The 20,185-nt window shown below is 62.3% G+C and carries 16 protein-coding genes; 8 read left to right on the forward strand and 8 right to left on the reverse strand.

Annotated elements, in window-relative coordinates; all coding sequences use genetic code 11:
• Nucleotides 1-26 precede the first annotated feature (26 nt).
• Nucleotides 27-1,898 (forward strand): SurA N-terminal domain-containing protein, encoded by a 1,872-nt coding sequence (locus CAF76_RS20540; RefSeq protein WP_085648235.1) that lies wholly within the window; start codon nucleotides 27-29, stop codon nucleotides 1,896-1,898.
• A gap of 60 nt (nucleotides 1,899-1,958) precedes the next feature.
• On the opposite strand, the gene CAF76_RS20545 is transcribed toward CAF76_RS20540, so the two are convergent.
• A complete protein-coding gene (locus CAF76_RS20545) occupies nucleotides 1,959-3,164 on the reverse strand; it encodes an MFS transporter (protein WP_085648236.1) in 1,206 nt (401 codons plus the stop codon).
• Between the two features lie 122 nt (nucleotides 3,165-3,286).
• On the opposite strand from CAF76_RS20545, the gene CAF76_RS20550 reads away from it, so the two are divergent.
• Both CAF76_RS20550 and CAF76_RS20555 read left to right on the forward strand, forming a co-directional pair.
• Nucleotides 3,287-4,186 carry a LysR family transcriptional regulator gene (locus CAF76_RS20550; protein ID WP_085648237.1) on the forward strand — a complete coding sequence of 300 codons (900 nt, stop codon included), beginning with the start codon at nucleotides 3,287-3,289 and terminating at the stop codon, nucleotides 4,184-4,186.
• A 92-nt stretch (nucleotides 4,187-4,278) separates the two neighbouring features.
• Complete coding sequence (locus CAF76_RS20555) at nucleotides 4,279-5,142, forward strand: DUF2242 domain-containing protein (RefSeq protein ID WP_085648238.1); 864 nt, start codon at nucleotides 4,279-4,281, stop codon at nucleotides 5,140-5,142.
• A gap of 356 nt (nucleotides 5,143-5,498) precedes the next feature.
• Here the strand turns inward: CAF76_RS20555 and CAF76_RS20560 are convergent, their stop codons facing one another.
• Nucleotides 5,499-6,539, reverse strand: a complete 1,041-nt coding sequence (locus CAF76_RS20560; RefSeq protein WP_085648239.1) for an AraC family transcriptional regulator — start codon at nucleotides 6,537-6,539, stop codon at nucleotides 5,499-5,501.
• A gap of 3 nt (nucleotides 6,540-6,542) precedes the next feature.
• Nucleotides 6,543-7,670 (reverse strand): nitrilase-related carbon-nitrogen hydrolase, encoded by a 1,128-nt coding sequence (locus CAF76_RS20565; RefSeq protein WP_085648240.1) that lies wholly within the window; start codon nucleotides 7,668-7,670, stop codon nucleotides 6,543-6,545.
• A 205-nt stretch (nucleotides 7,671-7,875) separates the two neighbouring features.
• On the opposite strand from CAF76_RS20565, the gene CAF76_RS20570 reads away from it, so the two are divergent.
• Both CAF76_RS20570 and CAF76_RS20575 read left to right on the forward strand, forming a co-directional pair.
• Nucleotides 7,876-9,915 carry an NADPH-dependent 2,4-dienoyl-CoA reductase gene (locus tag CAF76_RS20570; RefSeq protein WP_085648241.1) on the forward strand — a complete coding sequence of 680 codons (2,040 nt, stop codon included), beginning with the start codon at nucleotides 7,876-7,878 and terminating at the stop codon, nucleotides 9,913-9,915.
• Between the two features lie 41 nt (nucleotides 9,916-9,956).
• Entirely contained in the window at nucleotides 9,957-10,865 is a 909-nt protein-coding gene (locus tag CAF76_RS20575; protein WP_085648242.1) for a 1-aminocyclopropane-1-carboxylate deaminase/D-cysteine desulfhydrase, read from the forward strand.
• On the opposite strand, the gene CAF76_RS20580 is transcribed toward CAF76_RS20575, so the two are convergent.
• The 3 genes from CAF76_RS20580 to CAF76_RS20590 all read right to left on the reverse strand — a co-directional run bounded on the left by CAF76_RS20580 (nucleotide 10,862) and on the right by CAF76_RS20590 (nucleotide 13,636).
• Complete coding sequence (locus tag CAF76_RS20580) at nucleotides 10,862-11,416, reverse strand: cytochrome b (RefSeq protein WP_085648243.1); 555 nt, start codon at nucleotides 11,414-11,416, stop codon at nucleotides 10,862-10,864. The two genes, CAF76_RS20575 and CAF76_RS20580, sit on opposite strands and share 4 nt — an antisense overlap.
• A gap of 196 nt (nucleotides 11,417-11,612) precedes the next feature.
• Nucleotides 11,613-12,440, reverse strand: coding sequence for a phosphonoacetaldehyde hydrolase (gene phnX, locus CAF76_RS20585; RefSeq protein WP_085648244.1), 828 nt, complete (start codon nucleotides 12,438-12,440; stop codon nucleotides 11,613-11,615).
• 86 nt (nucleotides 12,441-12,526) lie between these two features.
• On the reverse strand, nucleotides 12,527-13,636 hold the full coding sequence (locus CAF76_RS20590; RefSeq protein WP_085648245.1) for a 2-aminoethylphosphonate--pyruvate transaminase: 1,110 nt from the start codon (nucleotides 13,634-13,636) through the stop codon (nucleotides 12,527-12,529).
• A gap of 113 nt (nucleotides 13,637-13,749) precedes the next feature.
• Here CAF76_RS20590 and CAF76_RS20595 point away from each other — a divergent pair, with 113 nt between their 5' ends.
• Nucleotides 13,750-14,610 (forward strand): LysR substrate-binding domain-containing protein, encoded by an 861-nt coding sequence (locus CAF76_RS20595; protein ID WP_085648246.1) that lies wholly within the window; start codon nucleotides 13,750-13,752, stop codon nucleotides 14,608-14,610.
• 54 nt (nucleotides 14,611-14,664) lie between these two features.
• Here the strand turns inward: CAF76_RS20595 and CAF76_RS20600 are convergent, their stop codons facing one another.
• A complete protein-coding gene (locus CAF76_RS20600) occupies nucleotides 14,665-15,537 on the reverse strand; it encodes a LysR family transcriptional regulator (protein ID WP_064380790.1) in 873 nt (290 codons plus the stop codon).
• A 271-nt stretch (nucleotides 15,538-15,808) separates the two neighbouring features.
• Here CAF76_RS20600 and CAF76_RS20605 point away from each other — a divergent pair, with 271 nt between their 5' ends.
• Nucleotides 15,809-17,134 (forward strand): MFS transporter, encoded by a 1,326-nt coding sequence (locus tag CAF76_RS20605; protein ID WP_085648247.1) that lies wholly within the window; start codon nucleotides 15,809-15,811, stop codon nucleotides 17,132-17,134.
• 66 nt (nucleotides 17,135-17,200) lie between these two features.
• The gene (locus CAF76_RS20610) at nucleotides 17,201-18,598 is read left to right on the forward strand and encodes an FAD-dependent oxidoreductase (RefSeq protein WP_178076191.1); all 1,398 of its coding nucleotides are present in this window, start codon (nucleotides 17,201-17,203) and stop codon (nucleotides 18,596-18,598) included.
• Between the two features lie 3 nt (nucleotides 18,599-18,601).
• Here CAF76_RS20610 and CAF76_RS20615 read toward each other — a convergent pair whose 3' ends face one another.
• Nucleotides 18,602-20,008 (reverse strand): type VI secretion system Vgr family protein, encoded by a 1,407-nt coding sequence (locus CAF76_RS20615; RefSeq protein ID WP_085648249.1) that lies wholly within the window; start codon nucleotides 20,006-20,008, stop codon nucleotides 18,602-18,604.
• Nucleotides 20,009-20,185: the final 177 nt, after the last annotated feature.

Genomic DNA, 20,185 nt, shown 5'->3' on the forward strand with positions numbered 1-20,185 from the left:
GAAGTTCAACCGTTTCTGGGGGACGCATGCTGCAGAATATCAGGGACAATTCACAAGGCTGGATTGCCAAGACCATTATCGGGGTCATCGTTGCACTGATGGCTCTGACCGGTTTCGACGCCATTTTCCAGGCCACGACTCACAAGAATGAGGCGGCCAAAGTCAACGGCGAAGAAATCAGCCAGAACGAGCTGAGCCAGGCGGTGGATATGCAACGCCGTCAGCTGATGCAACAACTGGGCAAGGACTTCGACGCTTCCTTGCTGGACGAAAAAATGCTGCGCGAATCGGCCCTCAAGGGTCTGATCGATCGCAAACTGCTGCTGCAAGGCGCAGAACAATCGAAATTCGCTTTCTCCGAAGCGGCCCTGGACCAAGTGATCCTGCAGACGCCTGAATTTCAGGTCGACGGCAAGTTCAGCTCCGACCGTTTCGATCAGGTGATCCGTCAACTGGGCTACAGCCGCATGCAGTTCCGCCAGATGCTGGCTCAGGAGATGCTCATCGGCCAACTGCGCGCCGGTGTGGCGGGCAGCGGTTTCGTGACCGACGCTCAGGTGCTGGCCTTCGCCCGTCTGGAAAAACAGACCCGCGACTTCGCCACGCTGAGCATCAAGGCTGACCCTTCGACCGTGAAGCTGACCGATGACGAGGTCAAGGCTTACTACGACGAGCACGCCAAGGAGTTCATGACCCCGGATCAAGTGGTCATCGATTACCTGGAGTTGAAGAAGGCTTCGTTCTTCGATCAGGTCGCCGTCAAGGACGAAGACCTGCAGGCGGCGTATCAGAAAGAGATCGCCAACCTGTCGGAACAGCGTCGTGCGGCGCACATTCTGATCGAAGTCAACGACAAGACTACCGAAGCTCAGGCCAAGGCGAAGATCGAAGAAGTCCAGGCGCGTCTGGCCAAGGGTGAGAAGTTCGAAGCGCTGGCCAAGGAGTTCTCGCAGGATCCGGGTTCGGCCAACAATGGCGGTGACCTCGGTTATGCCGGTCCTGGCGTTTACGATCCAGCCTTTGAGAAAGCCCTGTATTCGCTGAACAAGGATCAGGTTTCCGAGCCGGTTCGCACCGACTTCGGTTTCCACCTGATCAAGCTGCTGGGTGTCGAGGCGCCTGAAGTACCGACTCTGGCCAGCCTGAAGGACAAGCTGACCCGCGAGCTGAAAACCCAGCAGGTCGAGCAGCGTTTCGTCGAGGCGACCAAGCAACTGGAAGACTCTTCGTTCGAAGCATCCGACCTGGCCCAGCCGGCGCAGGATCTGAAACTGACCGTGCACACTTCCAAGCCGTTCGGCCGTGAAGGTGGCGAAGGCGTTGCAGCCAACCGTGCCGTTGTGACGGCCGCGTTCAGCACCGAAGTGCTGGAAGAGGGGGCCAACAGCACCGCCATCGAGCTGGATCCGGAAACCGTGATCGTGCTGCGCGCCAAGGAGCACCTCAAGCCGACTCAATTGCCGCTGGAAAGCGTGGCCACCGCCATTCGCACCCAGTTGACCAAAGAGCATGCCAGCGCGGCTGCCAAGACCAAGGCGGAGCAACTGATCGCCAGTCTGCGTGATGGCAAGACCCCGCTGGACAAAGCGGTGGACGGTCAGAGCTGGAAAGTCACTGAAGCGGCGAACCGCGCTCAGGAAGGCGTTGATCCAGCGGTGCTGCAAGCGTTGTTCCGCATGCCGAAACCGGCCGCCAAGGACAAGCCGACCTTCACCAGCGTGACGCTGGCGGACGGTAGCCTGACCATCGTGCGCCTTAACGGCGTGAACGAAGCAGCGGCTCCGACCGATGAAGAGAAAGCGCAGTACCGTCGCTTCCTCGCCTCGCGTGTGGGCCAGCAAGACTTCGCGGCGTACCGCAAGCAGCTCGAAGCCGAAGCCGACATCAAGCGTTTCTGATGCCTGGCTGAGCCGCAAGACCCGAGCCCCGGATGAAAATCCGGGGCTTTTTTATGCGCGCTATCCGGCGTTCGGGAAGCCATGGCTCCGGGCATTGACGGTCGCATACAGGGTCAACAGCAATAGGCCCGCGACAATCCACGGGTAACTCCCGACGCCCAGGTTGTTCAGCAGCAGGCCTCCCGCAAGCCCGCCGCCGGCAATTCCGACATTCCACAGGGTCACCAGCATCGATTGCGCGGTGTCGGCAGCCTCCCTGGCGGTTTTCGCCAGGGCCGTCTGCAACAGCGAGGGCATCGCGCCGAATGCCAGCCCCCAGACGGCGATGGCGGTGTAGACCACGCCCGGCCATTCGCGCCAAAGACCCAGTGCAATCGCCGACAGCAGGAACAGCGTGGCACTGACCAGAACCAATTGACGCAGCCAGCGATCAATCAGGCTGCCGACGATCCACAGGCTCAGTACCGACGCCAGACCGAATACCAGCAACACCCGGTCGATTTCTCCGCCAAGTCCCGACGGTTCAAGAAATGGCGCGATGTAGGTGTACAGAAGGTTGTGCGCGACGACGTAGGTCAAAGTTACAAACAACACCGATCGCACGCCCGGCAAGATAAACACCTGACGCAGTGGCAGACGTTTTCCGGCGCGTTCACCGGCGAAATCCGGCACTTGCCAGCGCACCCAGATCACCAGCAGCAACGTCAGCCCGGTCATGATCGCAAAGCTCAGACGCCAGCCGACCGCCGTGCCCAGCAGCGTCCCGGCCGGAATGCCCAGCGACAGCGCAAGCGGCGCCCCGAGCATGGCCACCGTAATCGCCCGGCCCTGCAAATGAGGTGCGACCATCCGGCTCGCGTACCCGGCCAGCAGAGCCCAGAGCAGCCCGGCGAACACGCCTGCGATCAAGCGTGCAATCAGGGTCAGCCAGTACAGTTCCGACAGTGCAGTGATGCTGTTGGCGATGGCAAACCCACCAATGGCCGCCAGCAACAGCGGACGTCGACGCCAGCCTCGGGTGGCGATGGTGAGGGGAATCGCCGCCAGCATCGAACCGATGGCGTACAGCGTGACCAGTTGCCCGATCAGTGCCTGAGAGACATCAAGCCCCGCGCTCATCTGCGGCAGCAGGCCGGCGGGCATCGCCTCGGTCAGCACGGTGATGAAGCCGGCGGTGGCCAGCGCTAGCAGTGCGCCCAGCGGTAGTCGTTCATCGTGCTGGACGCTATTGGTCAGCGGTGTAGAGGTGAGTTGCGCATCGTTCATGAACCAGCATCCCTTTTGCCGAGAAAGACGAAGGCCATAGGGTAGGGCGCTGCACATTCGGGAAAAACAGGTTAGGGTTCCGAACATCTCGGACAAGAATGTCGTGAATCAGGGAGGGATGAATGGACAGCCTGGGCAGTATTTCAGTGTTTGTGCAGGTGGCGGAAACCCGCAGCTTTACCGAGGCCGGCCGCTTGCAGGGCGTGTCTTCGTCGGCGGTCGGCAAAAGCATTGCCCGACTGGAGGCACGACTCAATGTGCGGTTGTTTCACCGCACCACTCGCAGCATCACGCTGACCAGTGAAGGCGCGCTGTTTCTTGAACGTTGCCGCAAGATCCTCGCCGAAGTGGAGGCGGCGGAATTTGAACTGTGCGATGCCGCAGCGGCGCCTCACGGCAAATTGCGGGTCAGCCTGCCGCAGGTGCATGACCTGGTGATGCCGGTCATGAACGAATTCATGGCGCTGTACCCGCAGATCGAACTGGATCTGGACCTGACTGATCGCATGGTCGACGTCGTTGAGGAGGGCTTCGATGCGGTGATCCGAACGGGTAAACCGCGAGACTCGCGACTCATGGCACGACCGTTGGGCGAGTTTCACATGGTGTTGGTGGCCAGCCCCGCGTATCTGCGCGAGTGCGGCGAGCCGCTGACCCCGGCCGATCTGGCGGAGCACGCCTGCCTGCGCCATACGTTTCACGCCACCGGCAAACTGGAGTCCTGGCCGTTCAAACGCGAGGAGGGCGCTCCCGAGCCGACCTTGCCGACACGCCTGGTCAGTACGTCGATCGAAGCCGTGCGGCATGCAGCGCTGGCGGGCATGGGCATCGCTTGTCTGCCGGACTTCATGATCTTCGAGGCGCAGCAGCAGGGTCGCCTGCAGCGCGTGCTGGATGAGCATCTGGAGCACGTCGGACAGTTCTGGGTGCTGTGGCCGTCGAGCCGGCATGCAACCGCCAAGTTGCGGGTGTTCATCGATCATTTATCGGCGCGACTTTTTCCTGCCACTGAAGGTCGATAGAGTTGTAACTGTTTTAAGACACTAATCCATACGCCGCGGGGCAGCGATCTGTTGCACAATACGCCCCGGACCGTTTTCCCTCAGGATGTTTAATGTTGAATTCTATTCCCGTGCGTTTCATCGGGTTGGCGTTGTTGCTGACCGCCGCTGCCGGCTGCTCCAAGGACAAGCCCATCTACGAGCATGAGAATTTCGACGACTCCGGCACCTTTTCGCGCAATTACCCGGTGACCGACACCGCCAGTTGCGAAGCGGCCCGCCGAGCGTTGCTCAGCCAGGGCTACATCATTACCAGCAATGACCCGAAACTGGTCAGCGGACACAAGAGCTTCCAGCAGACCGGCGAAACCCACCTGGAGATCAGCTTCAACGTGGTATGCGCCGATGATGGCAGCGCCGGCCATCACGCCACCGTGTTCGCCAATGCCCTGCAGGACCGCTACGCGCTGAAGAAGACCAACAACTCGGCCAGCCTCGGTGTCGGCGTGTTGGGCTCGGTTTCGATGCCGATCGGCTCGTCTGACGATTCGATGGTCAAGGTCGCCAGTGAAACCGTGTCGTCGCAGAAGTTCTACGAGCGCTTCTTCACGCTGGTCGAGCTGTTCCTGCCGGCCGAAGCGAAGAAGGCCGCGCACATCACCGAAAAACCGAAGACCGACCTGGGTGTGCCGGAAGCCAAAGCGGCACCGGCTCCGCTGGTTCCAGCCCCCGCGGCTGAACCGACCCCGGCCCCAGCACCGGCCGCCGAGCCCGCTGCAGCACCTGCGCCAGCGCCTGCAGAAGCGACCCCGGCCAGTTCCGAGCCGGTAGCGCCGCCAGCGGAAGCGGCGCCGATTACCCCGGCACCGGTTACCGAGCCTGCGCCCGCCACGGAAACCATCACGCCACCGGCCAATCCGACGGACATCCCGCCGCCCTCCGAGCCGATTCCGGCCATGCCTGCCTCCGGGCAGTAAACCTGTGGGAGCGAGCCTGCTCGCGATAGCGTCGGCACAATCAATATCAATGTGTCGGAAAGTTCGCTATCGCGAGCAGGCTCGCTCCCACAGTGCTATGTGGATGAATCCTTCTCAAAATTTCCCGCGATAAATTCCTGACCGCCTGCTACGTTTATTTCATGAAGGCCGTGTTTCATTTTTCCTTCACACGGGCACTTTATGCTCGAGGCACTGGTCATTTGTTCCAGGCCATTTTCAAGCAAGCGTCAGGGGGGATTACGCAATGGATGACTATCAAGAAGAACTGCTCGAATTCCAGGCCTTTGAGCTGGATTCACCAGAGCCTGCGGAAGACGCCACCGAGCTGTAAGGCGTCAGCCTGTCTTGCGGTGACTGCGGCGAAATTCGCCCGGTGTCTGGCCGTTCCAGCGCTTGAAGGCGCGCTGGAAAGCTTCGGCCGAGGCAAAGCCCAGCAGGTAGGCAATTTCACCGAATGCCAGTTCGGTGTCGCGGATGTAGGTCATTGCCAAGTCACGGCGGGTGTCATTGAGGATCGCGCGAAACTGCGTGCCTTCCTCGGCCAGTTTGCGCCGTAACGTCCAGGTCGGCAGCTTCAGGCGTGTCGCCACTTCTTCCAGGTCGGGTTCCCGGCCACCATTGAGCAACGGCCCGAGCAATTGCGTGATGCGTTCGCGCAGGCTGCGGGTGCGAGTCAGTTGTTCCAGTTCCCGTTCACACAAACCGAGCAAATGTTTCCAGGTGCTGGGGCAATGCTCCGGGTTGCGTTGGGCCAGGCTGGTGAGGCTCAGGCGCAGTTGATTGTGTTCAGCGCCGAATTGGATCGGGCATTCGCCGAGTACGGCATAAGCGTCGCGATAATCCGGACTGTCGAATTCGATCTCGATCCGTTCGGCGCGCAAGGGCTCAGGGCTGACGCTCGACAGCTGATGCAGCCAGCCGGCAATGATCGAATCCACCACAAAGCGGTTGTAGGCGTTGTACGGGCTGATCGAGTAGAACCGCAGCCACGCGCCGCTGGCGTCCTCGTGGAAACTCGACTGGCCGCGATAGTTGGAGCCGTACAACGGTTCGAAACGAGTCAGGCAGCGAGCGGCTTCGCGCACGGTCGGCGCCTGCGCGGCGGTCACACCGGCCAGCCCGGCCTGACTCAGGCGACTGAGCCGGCCCATGCGCAAACCCAGTGCCGGGTCGCCGGTCAGCTGAATCGCGCCATGCCCCAGGCGCATGTAGCGCGGGATCGACAGGCGCGCCCCGGCTTCGGCCAGCCGTGCGGCATCCAGGCCGTACTGTTCGAGCAATGGCAGGGGATCGACGTCATGGCTGCGCACGGCATCGGCCAGGCTGTGGACGAAGCCCACCGACAGATCCCCGAGACGCATCGGCAGCGGCTTCACGGTTTACAACCAGAGGTTCAGCAGGCGCGCGCCGCGGGCTTCGCTGTCGGCGAATTGCTGGCCGTTGCTACTGAGGAAACTTTGCCCGGCGCTCGGCTTGTCCCAGAACTGCCCGCGCAGAAACACACTCATACCGGCCAGCGCCTTGCTGGCCGGCGGTTGCGCGGTCAGGGTCAGTTGGTGCCAGGCCTGGCCTACACTGACTGCTCCCGGTTTCAGGCTGACCGAGTCCGGCACGCTCGAGCCTTTGTAACCCTTCCAGGGTTGATCCCACACGCCATGACCGACGACAAACGCGGGCACCGCGATCAGCTGCGCGCCTTGCTCGTCGAGTTTGCGGTAGTTGTCCGGGTACCAGCTGTCGTTGCCGATCAACACGCCGAGGCGTCCGGCCGGGGTGTCGATCACATTGATCCGCGAAGCTTCGCGGGTGCCGGAGTCATCGTGATCGAAGACCGGACGCATCTGCCGCTGTGGCTGGCCGAGGGGGGCGCCGTCACGCCCGAAGACCACCGTGCTGTTGTACAGCGCGCCGCTGCCGGCCTTGAGCCGGCCGTCGGTGATGTTCGGATCAGGCAACACGATCGAGCCGGCCACCAGGGTGATGTGGAACTCCTTGGCCAATCCACCGAACAGAGCCTGATAGTCCTTGGCCATGTCCCGGGACTTCATGCGCAGGTGCGCGTCATCCAGACGGCTGCTGCCCTTGGCGGTGAGCCAGGCGCGAGCAAACTGCACCGGGTTGCTCGCCGCCAGCCAGTTCATCGCTTCGGCGAGGGTGGCGGCCTGGTACAGCTCATCTTTCTCGCCGCTGATCATCAGCCAGGTGCCGACATGCTCCGGCAGGATGACCACGGTTTTTTCATTCAACAGCCCCTGATCCTGCGCCTGCTGCAAATAGGCGGCGAGCTTGCGGTGCAGGCGTTCGGGGCTTTGGTAGTCGGTGGGAAACAGCTCGGGCTGGATGCCCAGCAGGTTGCCACGGTCGGCGGGGGTGCCCTGATCGACCGCGAGTTTGATCCGCAGGTCCGACAGGTAATGACCGGCCGGCCGGTCAGCCGCCCACATGGCGTAGAAGGTGAGCGCGGCGATGAGCGCCATGGAAAAAGTCAGGTACAGAAGTTTGCGCATGAAATCCAACAACAACCGGGTACAGGGTGTGCGGACAGGGTAGGGCGCCAGCCCCGGCTTGCCAAGAGGCGCTGCGCATTTGGATCAATAACTTGTCAGTTACGGTCATTGAGTGACAGCGAGGCGACTCCTAATCTGTCGAACATGACTGACGGGGGACGCAGAGCTCCCGCATTTTCCGTGATTGCTTGCTGTGGAGTTAACGATGACCGCCACTCAATACCCGCACCTGTTGGCCCCGCTGGACCTGGGATTCACCACCTTGCGCAACCGCACCCTGATGGGCTCGATGCACACTGGCTTGGAAGAGAAACCGGGTGGTTTCGAACGCATGGCGGCGTATTTCGCCGAGCGTGCCCGCGGCGGCGTCGGCCTGATGGTCACCGGCGGTATCGGCCCGAACGACGAGGGCGGTGTGTATTCCGGCGCGGCCAAGCTGACCACCGAGGAAGAAGCGCTCAAGCACCGCATCGTCACCCGCGCCGTGCATGATGCGGGCGGCAAGATCTGCATGCAGATCCTCCACGCCGGCCGTTATGCCTACAGCCCGAAACAGGTCGCACCGAGCGCCATTCAGGCGCCGATCAACCCGTTCAAGCCCAAAGAGCTGGACGAGGAAGGCATCGAGAAACAGATCCGCGATTTCGTCACTTGCTCGGTACTGGCCCAGACTGCCGAGTACGACGGCGTGGAGATCATGGGCTCGGAGGGTTATTTCATTAACCAGTTCCTCGCGGCCCACACCAACCACCGCACTGACCGTTGGGGCGGCAGCTATGAAAACCGCATGCGCCTGCCGGTGGAAATCGTTCGCCGCGTACGTGAAGCGGTCGGCCCGAACTTCATCATCATCTTCCGTCTGTCGATGCTCGATCTGGTGGAGGGCGGCAGCACCTGGGAAGAAATCGTCACCCTGGCCAAAGCCATCGAGCAGGCCGGCGCAACCCTCATCAATACCGGCATCGGCTGGCACGAAGCGCGGATCCCGACCATCGCCACCAAAGTGCCGCGTGCGGCGTTCAGCAAGGTCACGGCCAAGCTGCGTGGCTCGGTGAATATTCCGCTGATCACCACCAACCGCATCAACACCCCGGAAATCGCCGAGCAGATTCTGGCTGAAGGCGATGCCGACATGGTCTCGATGGCGCGGCCATTTCTCGCCGACCCGGACTTCGTCAACAAGGCCGCCGAAGGTCGCGCCGACGAAATCAACACCTGCATCGGCTGCAACCAGGCCTGCCTCGATCACACCTTCGGCGGCAAGCTCACCAGTTGCCTGGTCAACCCGCGTGCCTGCCACGAGACCGAGCTCAACTACCTGCCGGTCAAGCAGATCAAGAAGATCGCCGTGGTCGGTGCCGGTCCTGCCGGTCTGTCCGCTGCCACCGTGGCCGCCGAGCGCGGGCATCAGGTAACGCTGTTCGATTCGGCCAGCGAGATTGGCGGCCAGTTCAACGTCGCCAAACGTGTACCGGGCAAGGAAGAGTTCTACGAAACCCTGCGTTACTTCAAACGCAAACTGCAGACCACCAACGTCGAGGTGTGCCTGAACACCCGCGTCGACGTGGCGAAACTGGTCGAGGGCGGTTACGACGAAGTCATTCTGGCGACCGGTATTGCGCCGCGTCTGCCAGCGATTCCGGGTGTCGATAACGCCAAAGTGCTGAGCTACCTGGATGTGCTGCTCGAGCGCAAACCGGTCGGCAAGCGTGTGGCGGTGATCGGCGCTGGCGGTATCGGTTTCGACGTCTCGGAATTCCTCGTCCATGAAGGTGTGGCCACCAGTCAGGATCGCGCTGCGTTCTGGAAAGAGTGGGGCATCGACACGAATCTGGAAGCCCGTGGTGGCGTGGCCGGGATCAAGGCTGCACCGCACGCACCGGCCCGTGACGTGTTCCTGCTGCAACGCAAGAAGTCCAAAGTCGGCGACGGTCTGGGCAAGACCACCGGCTGGATTCACCGCACCGGTCTGAAGAACAAGCAGGTGCAGATGCTCAACAGCGTCGAATACCTGAAGATCGACGACGAAGGCCTGCACATCCGCATCGGCGAAGCCGGCGAGCCGCAAGTGCTGCCGGTGGACAACATCGTCATCTGCGCCGGCCAGGATCCGCTGCGCGAGCTGCACGACGGGCTGGTAGCAGCCGGGCAGAACGTGCACCTGATCGGCGGCGCCGATGTGGCGGCCGAGCTGGATGCCAAGCGTGCGATCAATCAGGGCTCGCGTCTGGCCGCCGAGCTCTGATCCACCCTAGAATGCCGGCTCTTTGCACAGAGCCGGCCTTCATGTTTCTGCCTCCCACCGACTGGCTACCTCAAGCCCCCCTCGATCCCTTTCATCTGGACTGGCTCACTGCCGCCGGCATTGAAGTCGCGATCCTGCGTCTAGACCGCATCGATCCGCTGATCAGCGGCAACAAGTGGTTCAAGCTCGTCGAACACCTGAAAGCCGCCGACCGCGCGGGTGCCGAAGGCATCATCAGCCTGGGCGGTGCGCACTCCAATCATCTGCATGCGCTGGCGGCTGCGGGCAAACGCCTGGGATTCACAACGGTCGGGCTGTTGCGCGGGCATCCGCAGGACACCCCGACGGTCAGGGATCTGCAGGATTTCGGCATGCAGTTGCACTGGCTCGGTTACGGCGGTTATCGGGCGCGGCACGAGCCGGGGTTCTGGCAGCCGTGGCGAGAGCAATATCAGACGCTGCATCCGGTGCCTGAAGGTGGCGGCGGTTTGCCGGGGGCGCAGGGTTGCGCGTCATTGAAGGATCAGGTCAGTCAACAACTCGGCAAGCTCGGCTGGGACGACTACCACGGTTGGTGGCTGGCCTGCGGCACGGGCACCACGCTAGCGGGATTGGTGTTGGCCGAGGCAGGCCAACGTGCGGTGTATGGCGCAATGGCTGTGCCCGACGATCACGGCGTCGCGGCCAATGTCGAGGCGATTGTCGGTGACACCGGAGGCTTTGAGCTGATCGACGCCAGCCGTGGCGGTTTCGCCAAGGTCGATCCGACGTTGCTTGAGTTCATCGCGCAATCCGAGCAAGCCAGCGGCATTCCCCTCGAACCGCTGTACACCGGCAAGGCCTTGCTGGCGCTCAAACAACAGATCGAGGCGGGCCGCTTTGCCCGGGGTTCACGCTTGATCTTCATCCACACCGGCGGTTTGCAGGGCCGGCGCGGATTCGACGGTTAACCCTGGCCGCGCTTGGGCATCATCCGCAGCAGCGTGTTATCGCGAACCACGTAATGGTGATAGATGCCCGCCAGCGCATGCAGGCCGATCAGCCAATAGCCAATCGTGCTGATCAGTACGTGCCAGTATTCAACCTGTTTGGCGTAGGCCTTGTCCTCACTCACCAGCAGCGGCAGGTCGAAACCGTAGAACATCACCTGATGGCCCTCGGCGCTGGTGATCAGCCAGCCGAGGATCGGCATGCTGATCATGAACAGGTACAAGGCCCAGTGCATCAAGCGTGCGAGGGTGGTTTGCCATTGTGGCGAAGCCGGAAAGATTTTCGGCGCAGGCCCCAGGCTGCGAGCGAACAGGCGAAACCACACCAGCACGAACACAGTCAGCCCGAGCATGTAATGCACTTCGCGGATCAGCGTGCGACCACCACTGCCCTTGGGAAACAGCCCGCGCAATTCCATGCTGGCGTACACCAGCACCAACAGCACCAGCATCAGCCAGTGCAACAGGATCGACACGGTGCTGTAACGTGACTCGGAGTTTGTCCACGGCATACGGCGTTCCTCACGGTTCAGGGCTCAAGCGTGCCGTTCTGCGACGGCATGCCTTAACTGTAATCCCCTTTGGCGCGTTTGCCCGAGGCTAAAAAAGCTTTCACTGAGCTGAGTCAGCGATTTAGCTGAAAACACTCATGAAAAAACGCCAGTGTCGGGCAGACACTGGCGTTTTTGTTTGCCGCGATGGATGCAATCAGCTGCTTTGCGGCATCTCGCCGTTGGCCAGGCGCTTGTTGATGTCGGCGATCACTTCCGGCAGATCGCTGATGGTGTCGATCATGTAGTGCGGGCGCGAACCTTCGAACAGCGCGTGAATGCGCTTGCGTTCGCTGGCCAGCGCGTCGATGCCCAGTGCGCGGTAACCTGCGTAATCCAGGCCCAGCGCATTGCCGGAGCAGATCAGCGCCACGGTCCACATCCCGGCGCGACGACCTTCGAGAATCCCCGGCACGGTGTCGTCGATCTTCACGCAGGCGGCGACATCGTCGATGCCCAGTGCAATCACGTTGGCCAGCGCTTGCGCAGGCCATGGGCGGCCGTTCGGCACTTCGTCGGTGGCGACGACGTGGTCGGCGACGTAGCCGTTGGTGGCGGCCAGTGCCACGACCTTGTCCATCACTTGCTTCGGATAACCCGAGCAGGAACCGATCTTGATCCCTTGCTGACGCAGGTGGGCGATGGTCTCCAGTGCGCCGGGAATCAGCGCCGAGTGCTCGGCGATTTTCTCGATCTGCAGCGGCATGAAGCGGTTGTAGATCGCGGTGACATCATCGTCGGTCGGGGTGCGGCCGAACACCTTGCGATAGCGCTCGGCAACCTGCGGCTGATCGCACAGGGTGCGGATGTGATCCCATTTGCCCATGCCCATCGGGCCCCGGGCTTCTTCGATGGAAACCTGGACGTCGAACTCGGCGAAGGCTTCGACAAAAATCTGGGTCGGTGCGAAGGAACCGAAGTCGACCACGGTGCCGGCCCAGTCGAGGATGGCGGCTTGCAGCTGGGTAGGGTTGTTGTAGTTCATGGAGAAATCCTGCAGGAATGAGTTGTTTGGGCGTTCGGTGTACCTGTGGGAGCAAGCCCGCTCTCACAGGGGATTTGTGGTGTTGCTTAAATTTCCAGGACTTCCATCTCGCGCAGCACTTCACCCACCGCCGCGACGGCTTCGCGCATCTGCGCCGGGGTGACGTGGCCGATGCAGCCGACACGGAAGGTTTCGACCTGGGTCAGCTTGCCGGGGTAGAGGATGTAACCCTTGGCCTTGACCCGTTCGTAGAAGTCCTTGAACTGGTAGCGCGGATCTTTCGGTGCGTGGAAGGTCGCGATGATCGGCGCCTGAATCGCAGCAGGCAGGAAACTGCGCAAGCCGAGTTTGCCCATCTCTTCCATCAGCGCCTGGCAGTTGGCGGCGTAACGCGCATGCCGCGCGGGCAGGCCGCCTTCTTCGTTGTATTGCAGCAGCGCCTCGTGCAGCGCGGCGACCACGTGGGTCGGCGGGGTGAAGCGCCATTGGCCGGTCTTCTTCATGTAGCTGTGCTGATCGAACAGGTCCATCGCCAGCGAATGCGAATTGCCGGCGGCTGCGGCCAGCGAGTCCTTGCGGGCAAAAACGAAACCCATGCCCGGCACGCCTTCCAGGCATTTGCCGGAGGCGGCGATCAGCGCGTCGAACGGGATTTTCTGTGCATCCACCGGTAACGCGCCGAACGAGCTCATTGCATCAATGATCAGGCGTTTGCCGTGTTGTTCGACGACCTGAGCGATTTCCGGCAGCGGGTTGAGGATGCCGGTGCTGGTTTCGCAGTGGATCAGCGCTACGTGGGTAATGTCGCTGTCGGCGCACAACAGGCGGTCGACGTCGGCGGCGGTGGTCGGTTCGTCTTCAGCGGTTTCAAAGGTGCTGAACGAGCGGCCGAGCACTTCGCAGATTTTCGCCAGACGCTTGCCGTAGGCGCCGTTGATCAGTACCAGCACCTTACCGTCGCGAGGGACAAGGGTGCCGATCGCGGCTTCGACGGCGAATGTTCCGCTGCCCTGCAACGGTACGCAGTGGTGGGTGGCGGCGCCGTTGAGGATCGCCAGCAGTTGTTCGCACAGGCTGGCAGTCAGTTGGTTGAAGCGGTCATCCCATGAACCCCAGTCGACCATCATCGCCTGGCGGGTGCGGGCCGAAGTGGTCAACGGGCCGGGAGTGAGCAGGATGGGTGCGGCAGTACTCATTCGTGTGTCCTCGCGATTGCGCTGTGGGATGAAGCTACGGCGCCTACGTTGCAATTGGGCGGATCATCAATCAAATTGTTTGTTGTTATGCCAGCCATCAGTGAGGGTTATTCATGAACCTGTTCCAGCTCCGCGCCTTCGACGCCGTGGCCCGTGAAGGCAGCTTCACCCGTGCCGCCGCGCGGTTGTTCATCAGCCAGCCGGCGGTCACCGGACATATCAAGGCGCTGGAGGAGCATTACCAGATCACCCTGTTGCGACGCACGGCGCGACGGGTCGAGCTGACCGAGGAGGGCACCAAACTGGCGGCGATCACCCGGGCGATGTTCGGCATGGCCGAAGAGGCCCAAGCGTTGCTGGAAGCCAATCGGCAGTTGCTGACCGGACGCCTTGAGGTGGCGGCGGACGGTCCGCACATGGTCATGCCGATGCTGGCCAGCCTGCGGGCGCGCTATCCGGGGATCACGGTGAATCTGCGGTTGGGCAACGCTCAGGAAACGTTGGCGGCGTTGTTGTCCGAGCATGCCGATGTGGCGGTGCTGACCGAGGTCGAGCCGCGCAAAGGGCTACATCTGCAAGCATTGAGTGAATCGCGGATCTGCGCGCTGGTGCCGGCGGGGCATCCATGGTCTTCACGCAGTGGCGAGGTCAGGCTCAAGGAGCTGGATCAGGTGATCATGGTCTTGCGCGAGCCGAGTTCGATTACCCGGCGCACGTTTGATCAGGCCTGTGCGCAGGCATCGGTCAGCCCACGGGTGTTGCTCGAACTGGACAGTCGCGAGGCGGTGACGGAAGCGGTGGCGGCTGAGTTGGGGGTTGGGGTGGTGTCGTCGGTTGAGGTCAGCCATGACCCCCGTGTCGTCGCGATTCCCATTGCCGGAGAAGGGCTGGTGAACCGGCACATGATCGGCTGCGTGGAGCGCCGGCGGGAATTGCGGTTGATTCAGGCGTTTTTCGGATTGGCCCGCAACTGATACCCACCAGATCGTTCCCACGCGGACGGTTCGACGCCTCGACGTGGGAACGATCTAGACGAGGCTTTCGCGCACCATTTCGAGAAACGTCGCCACCACCCGCCGCGAACTCTGTTCGCGCAGGCACACCAGTGTCTCGGTCAAGCGCCGGGTGCAATCGGTGATCGGCAGTGCGCAAACCCGTGAGTCCGCACCAAACTCCGCCGCCGACACCACCCCCACGCCAATCCCCACCACCACCGCCTCCCGCGCCGCTTCCCGGCCTTCGACCTGAATCGCCGGGCGGATGCGGAAACCGGCGCGCGCCATTTCTTCTTCCAGGGTCTGGCGGGTCACCGAGCCGTGTTCGCGCAGCACCAGCGGCGTGTCGTCCAGATCTTCCAGACAGATCGATTCACGCTCGGCCCACGGGTGATGGCGCGAGACGAACGCCACCATCGGATCGTTGCGCAGCGGCACGCACAGCAGACGTTCATCGCTGACGTCGCGCCCAAGCAACGCCAGATCCGCCTGATAGTTGAACAGTCGAAACAGCGATTCATCGGTATTCCCGGTCTCGATCTTCACGCTGATCCCCGGATAGCGCTCACAAAACCGGGCGATCTGCGGCAGCACATGCACCGGGGCATCCACCGCCAGAATCAGGCTGCCGGTCTGCAACGCCTGAGACTCCTGCAACAGCTCCTGAGCTTCGGCCTCGACCACAAACAGACGCTGGGTGATCGCCAGCAAGCGTTCGCCCAAATCGGTCAGGCGCACCGAGCGCTTGTTGCGATGGAACAGCAACACACCGAAGCGTTCTTCCAGCTTGCGCACCTGGTCGGAAATCGCCGGCTGCGTCAGATAAAGCCGCTCGGCGGCCTTGGTGAAGCTTCCGTGCACGGCCACGGCGTGAAAGGCTTTGAGCTGGGCATGGGAAACCGACATGTTCTGACTCCAGTAACAAGCTGAGCTTATGTGTGAAATACGATAAATCGATTTTATTTATTAAACAGTAATTGCTTTGATCGGCTCACGCCAACGCTGACTGCCCGGTCGGGCAGCGACGCTGGCCATGAGCCTGTGCGTGCAACACCAGGACTCATCTGACCGGTATCGCCGAAGGGACGGGGTGATATCGCAGTGCTCAACAATAAAAAACACAGGCGTTTACTTATCGATTCTGCCGGCACACTCACACCCTGAGGTCAGAACCACAATGAACAAGCACATCGGCACCCTTGCGCGTTGGCGCATGCAGATCTTCGCTGTCACCTGGCTCGCTTACGCCGCGTTCTATTTCACCCGCAAAGCCTTTTCGGTGGCCAAACTGGGCATCGCCGAAGACCCCAGCTTCACCCTCGACAAAATGGCCATGGCCAATCTCGACGCGATTTACCTGGCGGCCTACGCCATCGGCCAGTTCACCTGGGGCATGCTCGCCGACCGCTTCGGTCCTCGGGTTGTTGTCCTTGGCGGTTTGCTGATTTCCGCCGCTGCGGCGCTGGTGATGGGCAGTTTCGCGACCTTGCCGATCTTCGCCACCTGCATGCTGATTCAGGGGCTGGCGCAGTCCACCGGCTGGTCGGGGTTGTGCAAGAACCTCGGCAGTTTCTTCCCTTCCGAACAACGCGGGCGCGTGCTCGGGTTGTGGAGTTCCTGCTATGCATTCGGCGGTCTGGTGGCGTCGCCGTTCGCCGGCTGGTGGGCGTACACGCTGATTGGATCGTGGCATGCGGCGTTCATTTCCAGTGCGGCAGTGGTCGCGGTGGTGGCGGTGTTGTTCTTCATCTTTCAGCGCGACAAACCGGAAGACGTCGGCCTGCCCGCCGTGGAGCCGGAGCCGGTGATCAGCGCCGAAGAGGCCGAAGCCAACAGCAAACTCAGCGTCTGGGAGCCACTCAAGGAAATCCTCCGTAACCGCACGGTGCTGGTGCTGGGTCTGGCGTATTTCCTGCTGAAACCGGCGCGTTACGCGATTCTGCTGTGGGGCCCGGTGATTGTGTTCGAGCAGATGCCTTCGGTCGGCAAGGTCGGTGCGGCGATCATTCCAACGGCATTTGAACTGGCGGGCCTGCTGGGTCCGATCATGATCGGCCTGGCCTCGGACAAACTGTTCGGCGCCCGACGCATGCCGGCCTGCGTGTTGAGTCTGCTGGCGCTGACCGTGACCCTCGCGCTGTTCATGGGCGCCTTGCACACCGGCAGCGTGATGCTGGTGGTCGCATTGTTGTTTGTGATGGGCCTGACCCTGTACGGCCCGGACTCGATGATCAGCGGCGCGGCCGCGATCGATTTCGGCAAGGCCAGGGCCGGCGCCACGGCGGCGGGATTCGTCAACGGCTGCGGCTCGGTCGGTGCTGTGCTCGGTGGTTTGCTGCCGGGTTACTTCGACTCGGTGACGGTGTTCATCGTGTTCGCCGGTTGCGCGCTGTTTTCGGCGCTGGTGCTGATTCCGCACTGGAACAGCCGCCCGGTCGGCGTCATGGAACCACGTGCCTACGTGCCCAACCGCGCCCTGACCATCAAACCCCTGCGTAACTGAAAACCCTCACCTCGCGGCCTGCTGCGGCATTCGCGGCAGGCTGTGCCGTGGCCGACTGACTGGAGAATTTTCATGAGACCGTTTTGGCTGGAGCAGGCTTTGCAGCTCGACACGTCCGAACCTTGCCCGCCGCTGCAATGCGATGTGCGCACCGACGTGTGCATCGTCGGCGGCGGTTACACCGGGTTGTGGACGGCGATCATGCTCAAGCAGCAGAACCCCGAACTCGATGTGTTGCTGATCGAAGCCGACATTTGCGGCGCCGGCGCCAGTGGGCGCAACGGCGGCTGTGCGCTGTCGTGGTCGGCGAAGTACTTCACTCTGGAACGACTGTTCGGCGTCGAAGAGGCGGTGCGGCTGGTCAAGGAATCCGAGCGCAGCATCCACGCCATCGGCGAGTTCTGCGAGCAGTACGGCATCGACGCCGATTACCGCCTCGACGGCACGCTTTACACCGCGACCAACCGCGCGCAATGCGGCTCGACCGATGCGGTGATTGCGGCGCTGGAGCGCAACGGCATCAACTCGTTTACCCAGCGGCCGGTCGCTGATGTACAGCGCATGGCCGGATCGGCAAAACACCTGGAAGGCTGGTTCTCGCCGTCCGCCGCCAGCGTGCAGCCGGGCAAACTGGTGCGCGGCTTGCGCCAGGTGGCGTTGCAGTTGGGCGTGCGGATTCATGAAGGCACGGCAATGACCGGGCTGGAGGAGGGCCGTCCGGCGCGCCTTCACACGGCGCGCGGCCGGGTGACCGCCGACCGCGTGGTGCTGGCGATGAACGCGTGGATGGCCCGCGCGTTCCCGCAGTTCGAGCGCAGTGTGGCGATCGTCTCCAGCGACATGCTGATCACCGAACCGCGTCCGGATCTGTTGCAGGAAATCGGTTTGACCAGCGGCGTGACCGTGCTCGATTCGCGGATTTTCGTGCACTACTACCACAACACCCCGGACGGCCGGATCATGCTCGGCAAGGGCGGCAATACCTTCGCTTACGGCGGGCGGATGTTGCCGGTGTTCGACCAGCCCTCGCCCTATACCGGGTTGCTCAAGCGCAGCCTCGACGACTTCTTCCCGGCCTTTGCCGATGTGAAAGTCGACGCAACCTGGAACGGCCCCTCGGATCGCTCGGTCACCGGCCTGCCGTTCTTCGGCCGGATGAGTGCCAGCGGGAATGTGTTCTACGGTTTCGGTTATTCCGGCAGCGGCGTCGGGCCGTGCCACATGGGCGGGCAGATCCTCGCTTCGCTGGTGCAGGGCCTCGACAACCCATGGACACGCTCGCCGCTGGTCAACGGGCCGCTGGGTTACTTTCCGCCGGAGCCGATCCGCTACCTTGGCTCGCTGATGGTGCGCAACGCCATTCGCCGCAAGGAGCGCGCCGAGGATCACGGTCGGCGACCCCGGCACCTTGACGTGCGTCTGGCGAAATTCGCGGCGGCGGCGGGCAAGGCCGACAAGGCGTGAGCGTCAGCGCGGCGGGGTGGAGCGGTTGAGCAGCCAGTCGAGCAACAGGTCCTCGTCGGGCTCGGTTTCTCTCGGTTGTGCCGGTTGGGGCCGGCAGGCGTCGAGGCAGAGGATCGGTCGGTCGGGATCGCTGTCGAGAAAACTGACCCAGACTTCGCTGCCGGCGCAGGGAAGATTTTCCCGAGGCACGCAGGCGTCGGCATGGGGCATGACCAACGGCAGCCACAGCCCTTCGCTTGCACCGTTACGTGAATGCTCCGGCCATAACCGGACGGCCATGCGTCCCTGATCGTCCACCTGCGCCGGTTGCCCCGGCGCACCGAGCAATTGCGCCGGGTGATACCCCGGAATGCGCGGACGCGGTTGTTTCGGCGGCGGGCGAAACGGGGTCGACCAGGGCAGCGCCGTGAAGTCGTTGTGATAGCGGCGAACCGTCGGCACTGGGTCGAGAATCGAAGGTTGCTGGCCTTGATGACGCACCTCGGTGATCAGCCACTGCTCGTTGAAGGCGTTTACCGGGTGCTCCGTGACTTGCAACAGGCGCCCGCTGAGCAGGCGCAGACAATCGCTGCGGCCCTGAATCGAGCGCGACCGGCAGCGTTGGCGCTCGAGCAGACGGCGACTGCGCTGGGTGGCGTGACGTTGCGCAGTTGGCAGAGACTCCTGTGGGGCGACGGCACTGCCCAGCGTGTGATTGGCGGCCTCCTGACCCTTGATCGGTCGCCCTCGCTCTCGTACGCCGGCAGGCATCGGAGGCAGTACCGCCTCATGCCGCTGGAACAGGCTGCTGAGGCCGCTGGTTGGCGCATCGAGCTGGGTGTTGAAAGGAATCGCCGTCAGTTGCTGTGGCAGGCTCAGGCTGTCATCGGCGAACACCACCACATGGCCGTCCGGCTGATGTTCGAAGTGGTAGTGAATGCCTTCCTCTTCGCAAAGCCGTTGCAACAGGGCCAAATCGGTTTCGTCGTACTGAATGCAGAACGGACGCGGCGGATAGTGGCCGACGGTCATCTCGATCCGGTAGCTGTGGGCGGGCAGGTGATGTTCGATCAACAGTTGCTCAAGGATGGCCGGCACGCTCAGTTGCGTGAAGACCCGGCGTACGGGATGTTGCTCCAGCGCTTGCAGATGCGGCATCAGCACCAGTTGGTAGGCGATCCGGTGCGTTGCGCGATGTTCGCAGCTGGCACTTTGAATGACGCCGTGAACTCCGTGGTCGTCGTCCAGATGCAGAAACGCCGCCTGATGCAGCAGCGTGCCGGGTGACCAGGCGGGCGCCAGGCCCATGACCTCGATTTCAAACCGATAAGGCTGATTCAGCGCTTCATGACCGCTGAAGCGCAGCACCGGCAGGCTTATCCCGCCTTCGGCCAGGGTCAGTGAAAACGGACTTTCCTTGTCATTGAGCATTCGGGCAGGCTCTGTTCTGGCAATACGGGCGACAGAGGGTACGAAAACGCGACGTTGATTGGACATGGCAAACCGGTTTTTCAGAATCGCCCTACAAGGCGCGTAGAAGATGTCGATCCGCAGCGGATTTTTTGGTCGATTGCCGACTTTAGGCCGTATAAACTTGCCGCCATGCGT

This window comes from Pseudomonas sp. B40(2017) (genome assembly GCF_002112855.1).
Lineage (GTDB): Bacteria > Pseudomonadota > Gammaproteobacteria > Pseudomonadales > Pseudomonadaceae > Aquipseudomonas > Aquipseudomonas pharyngis.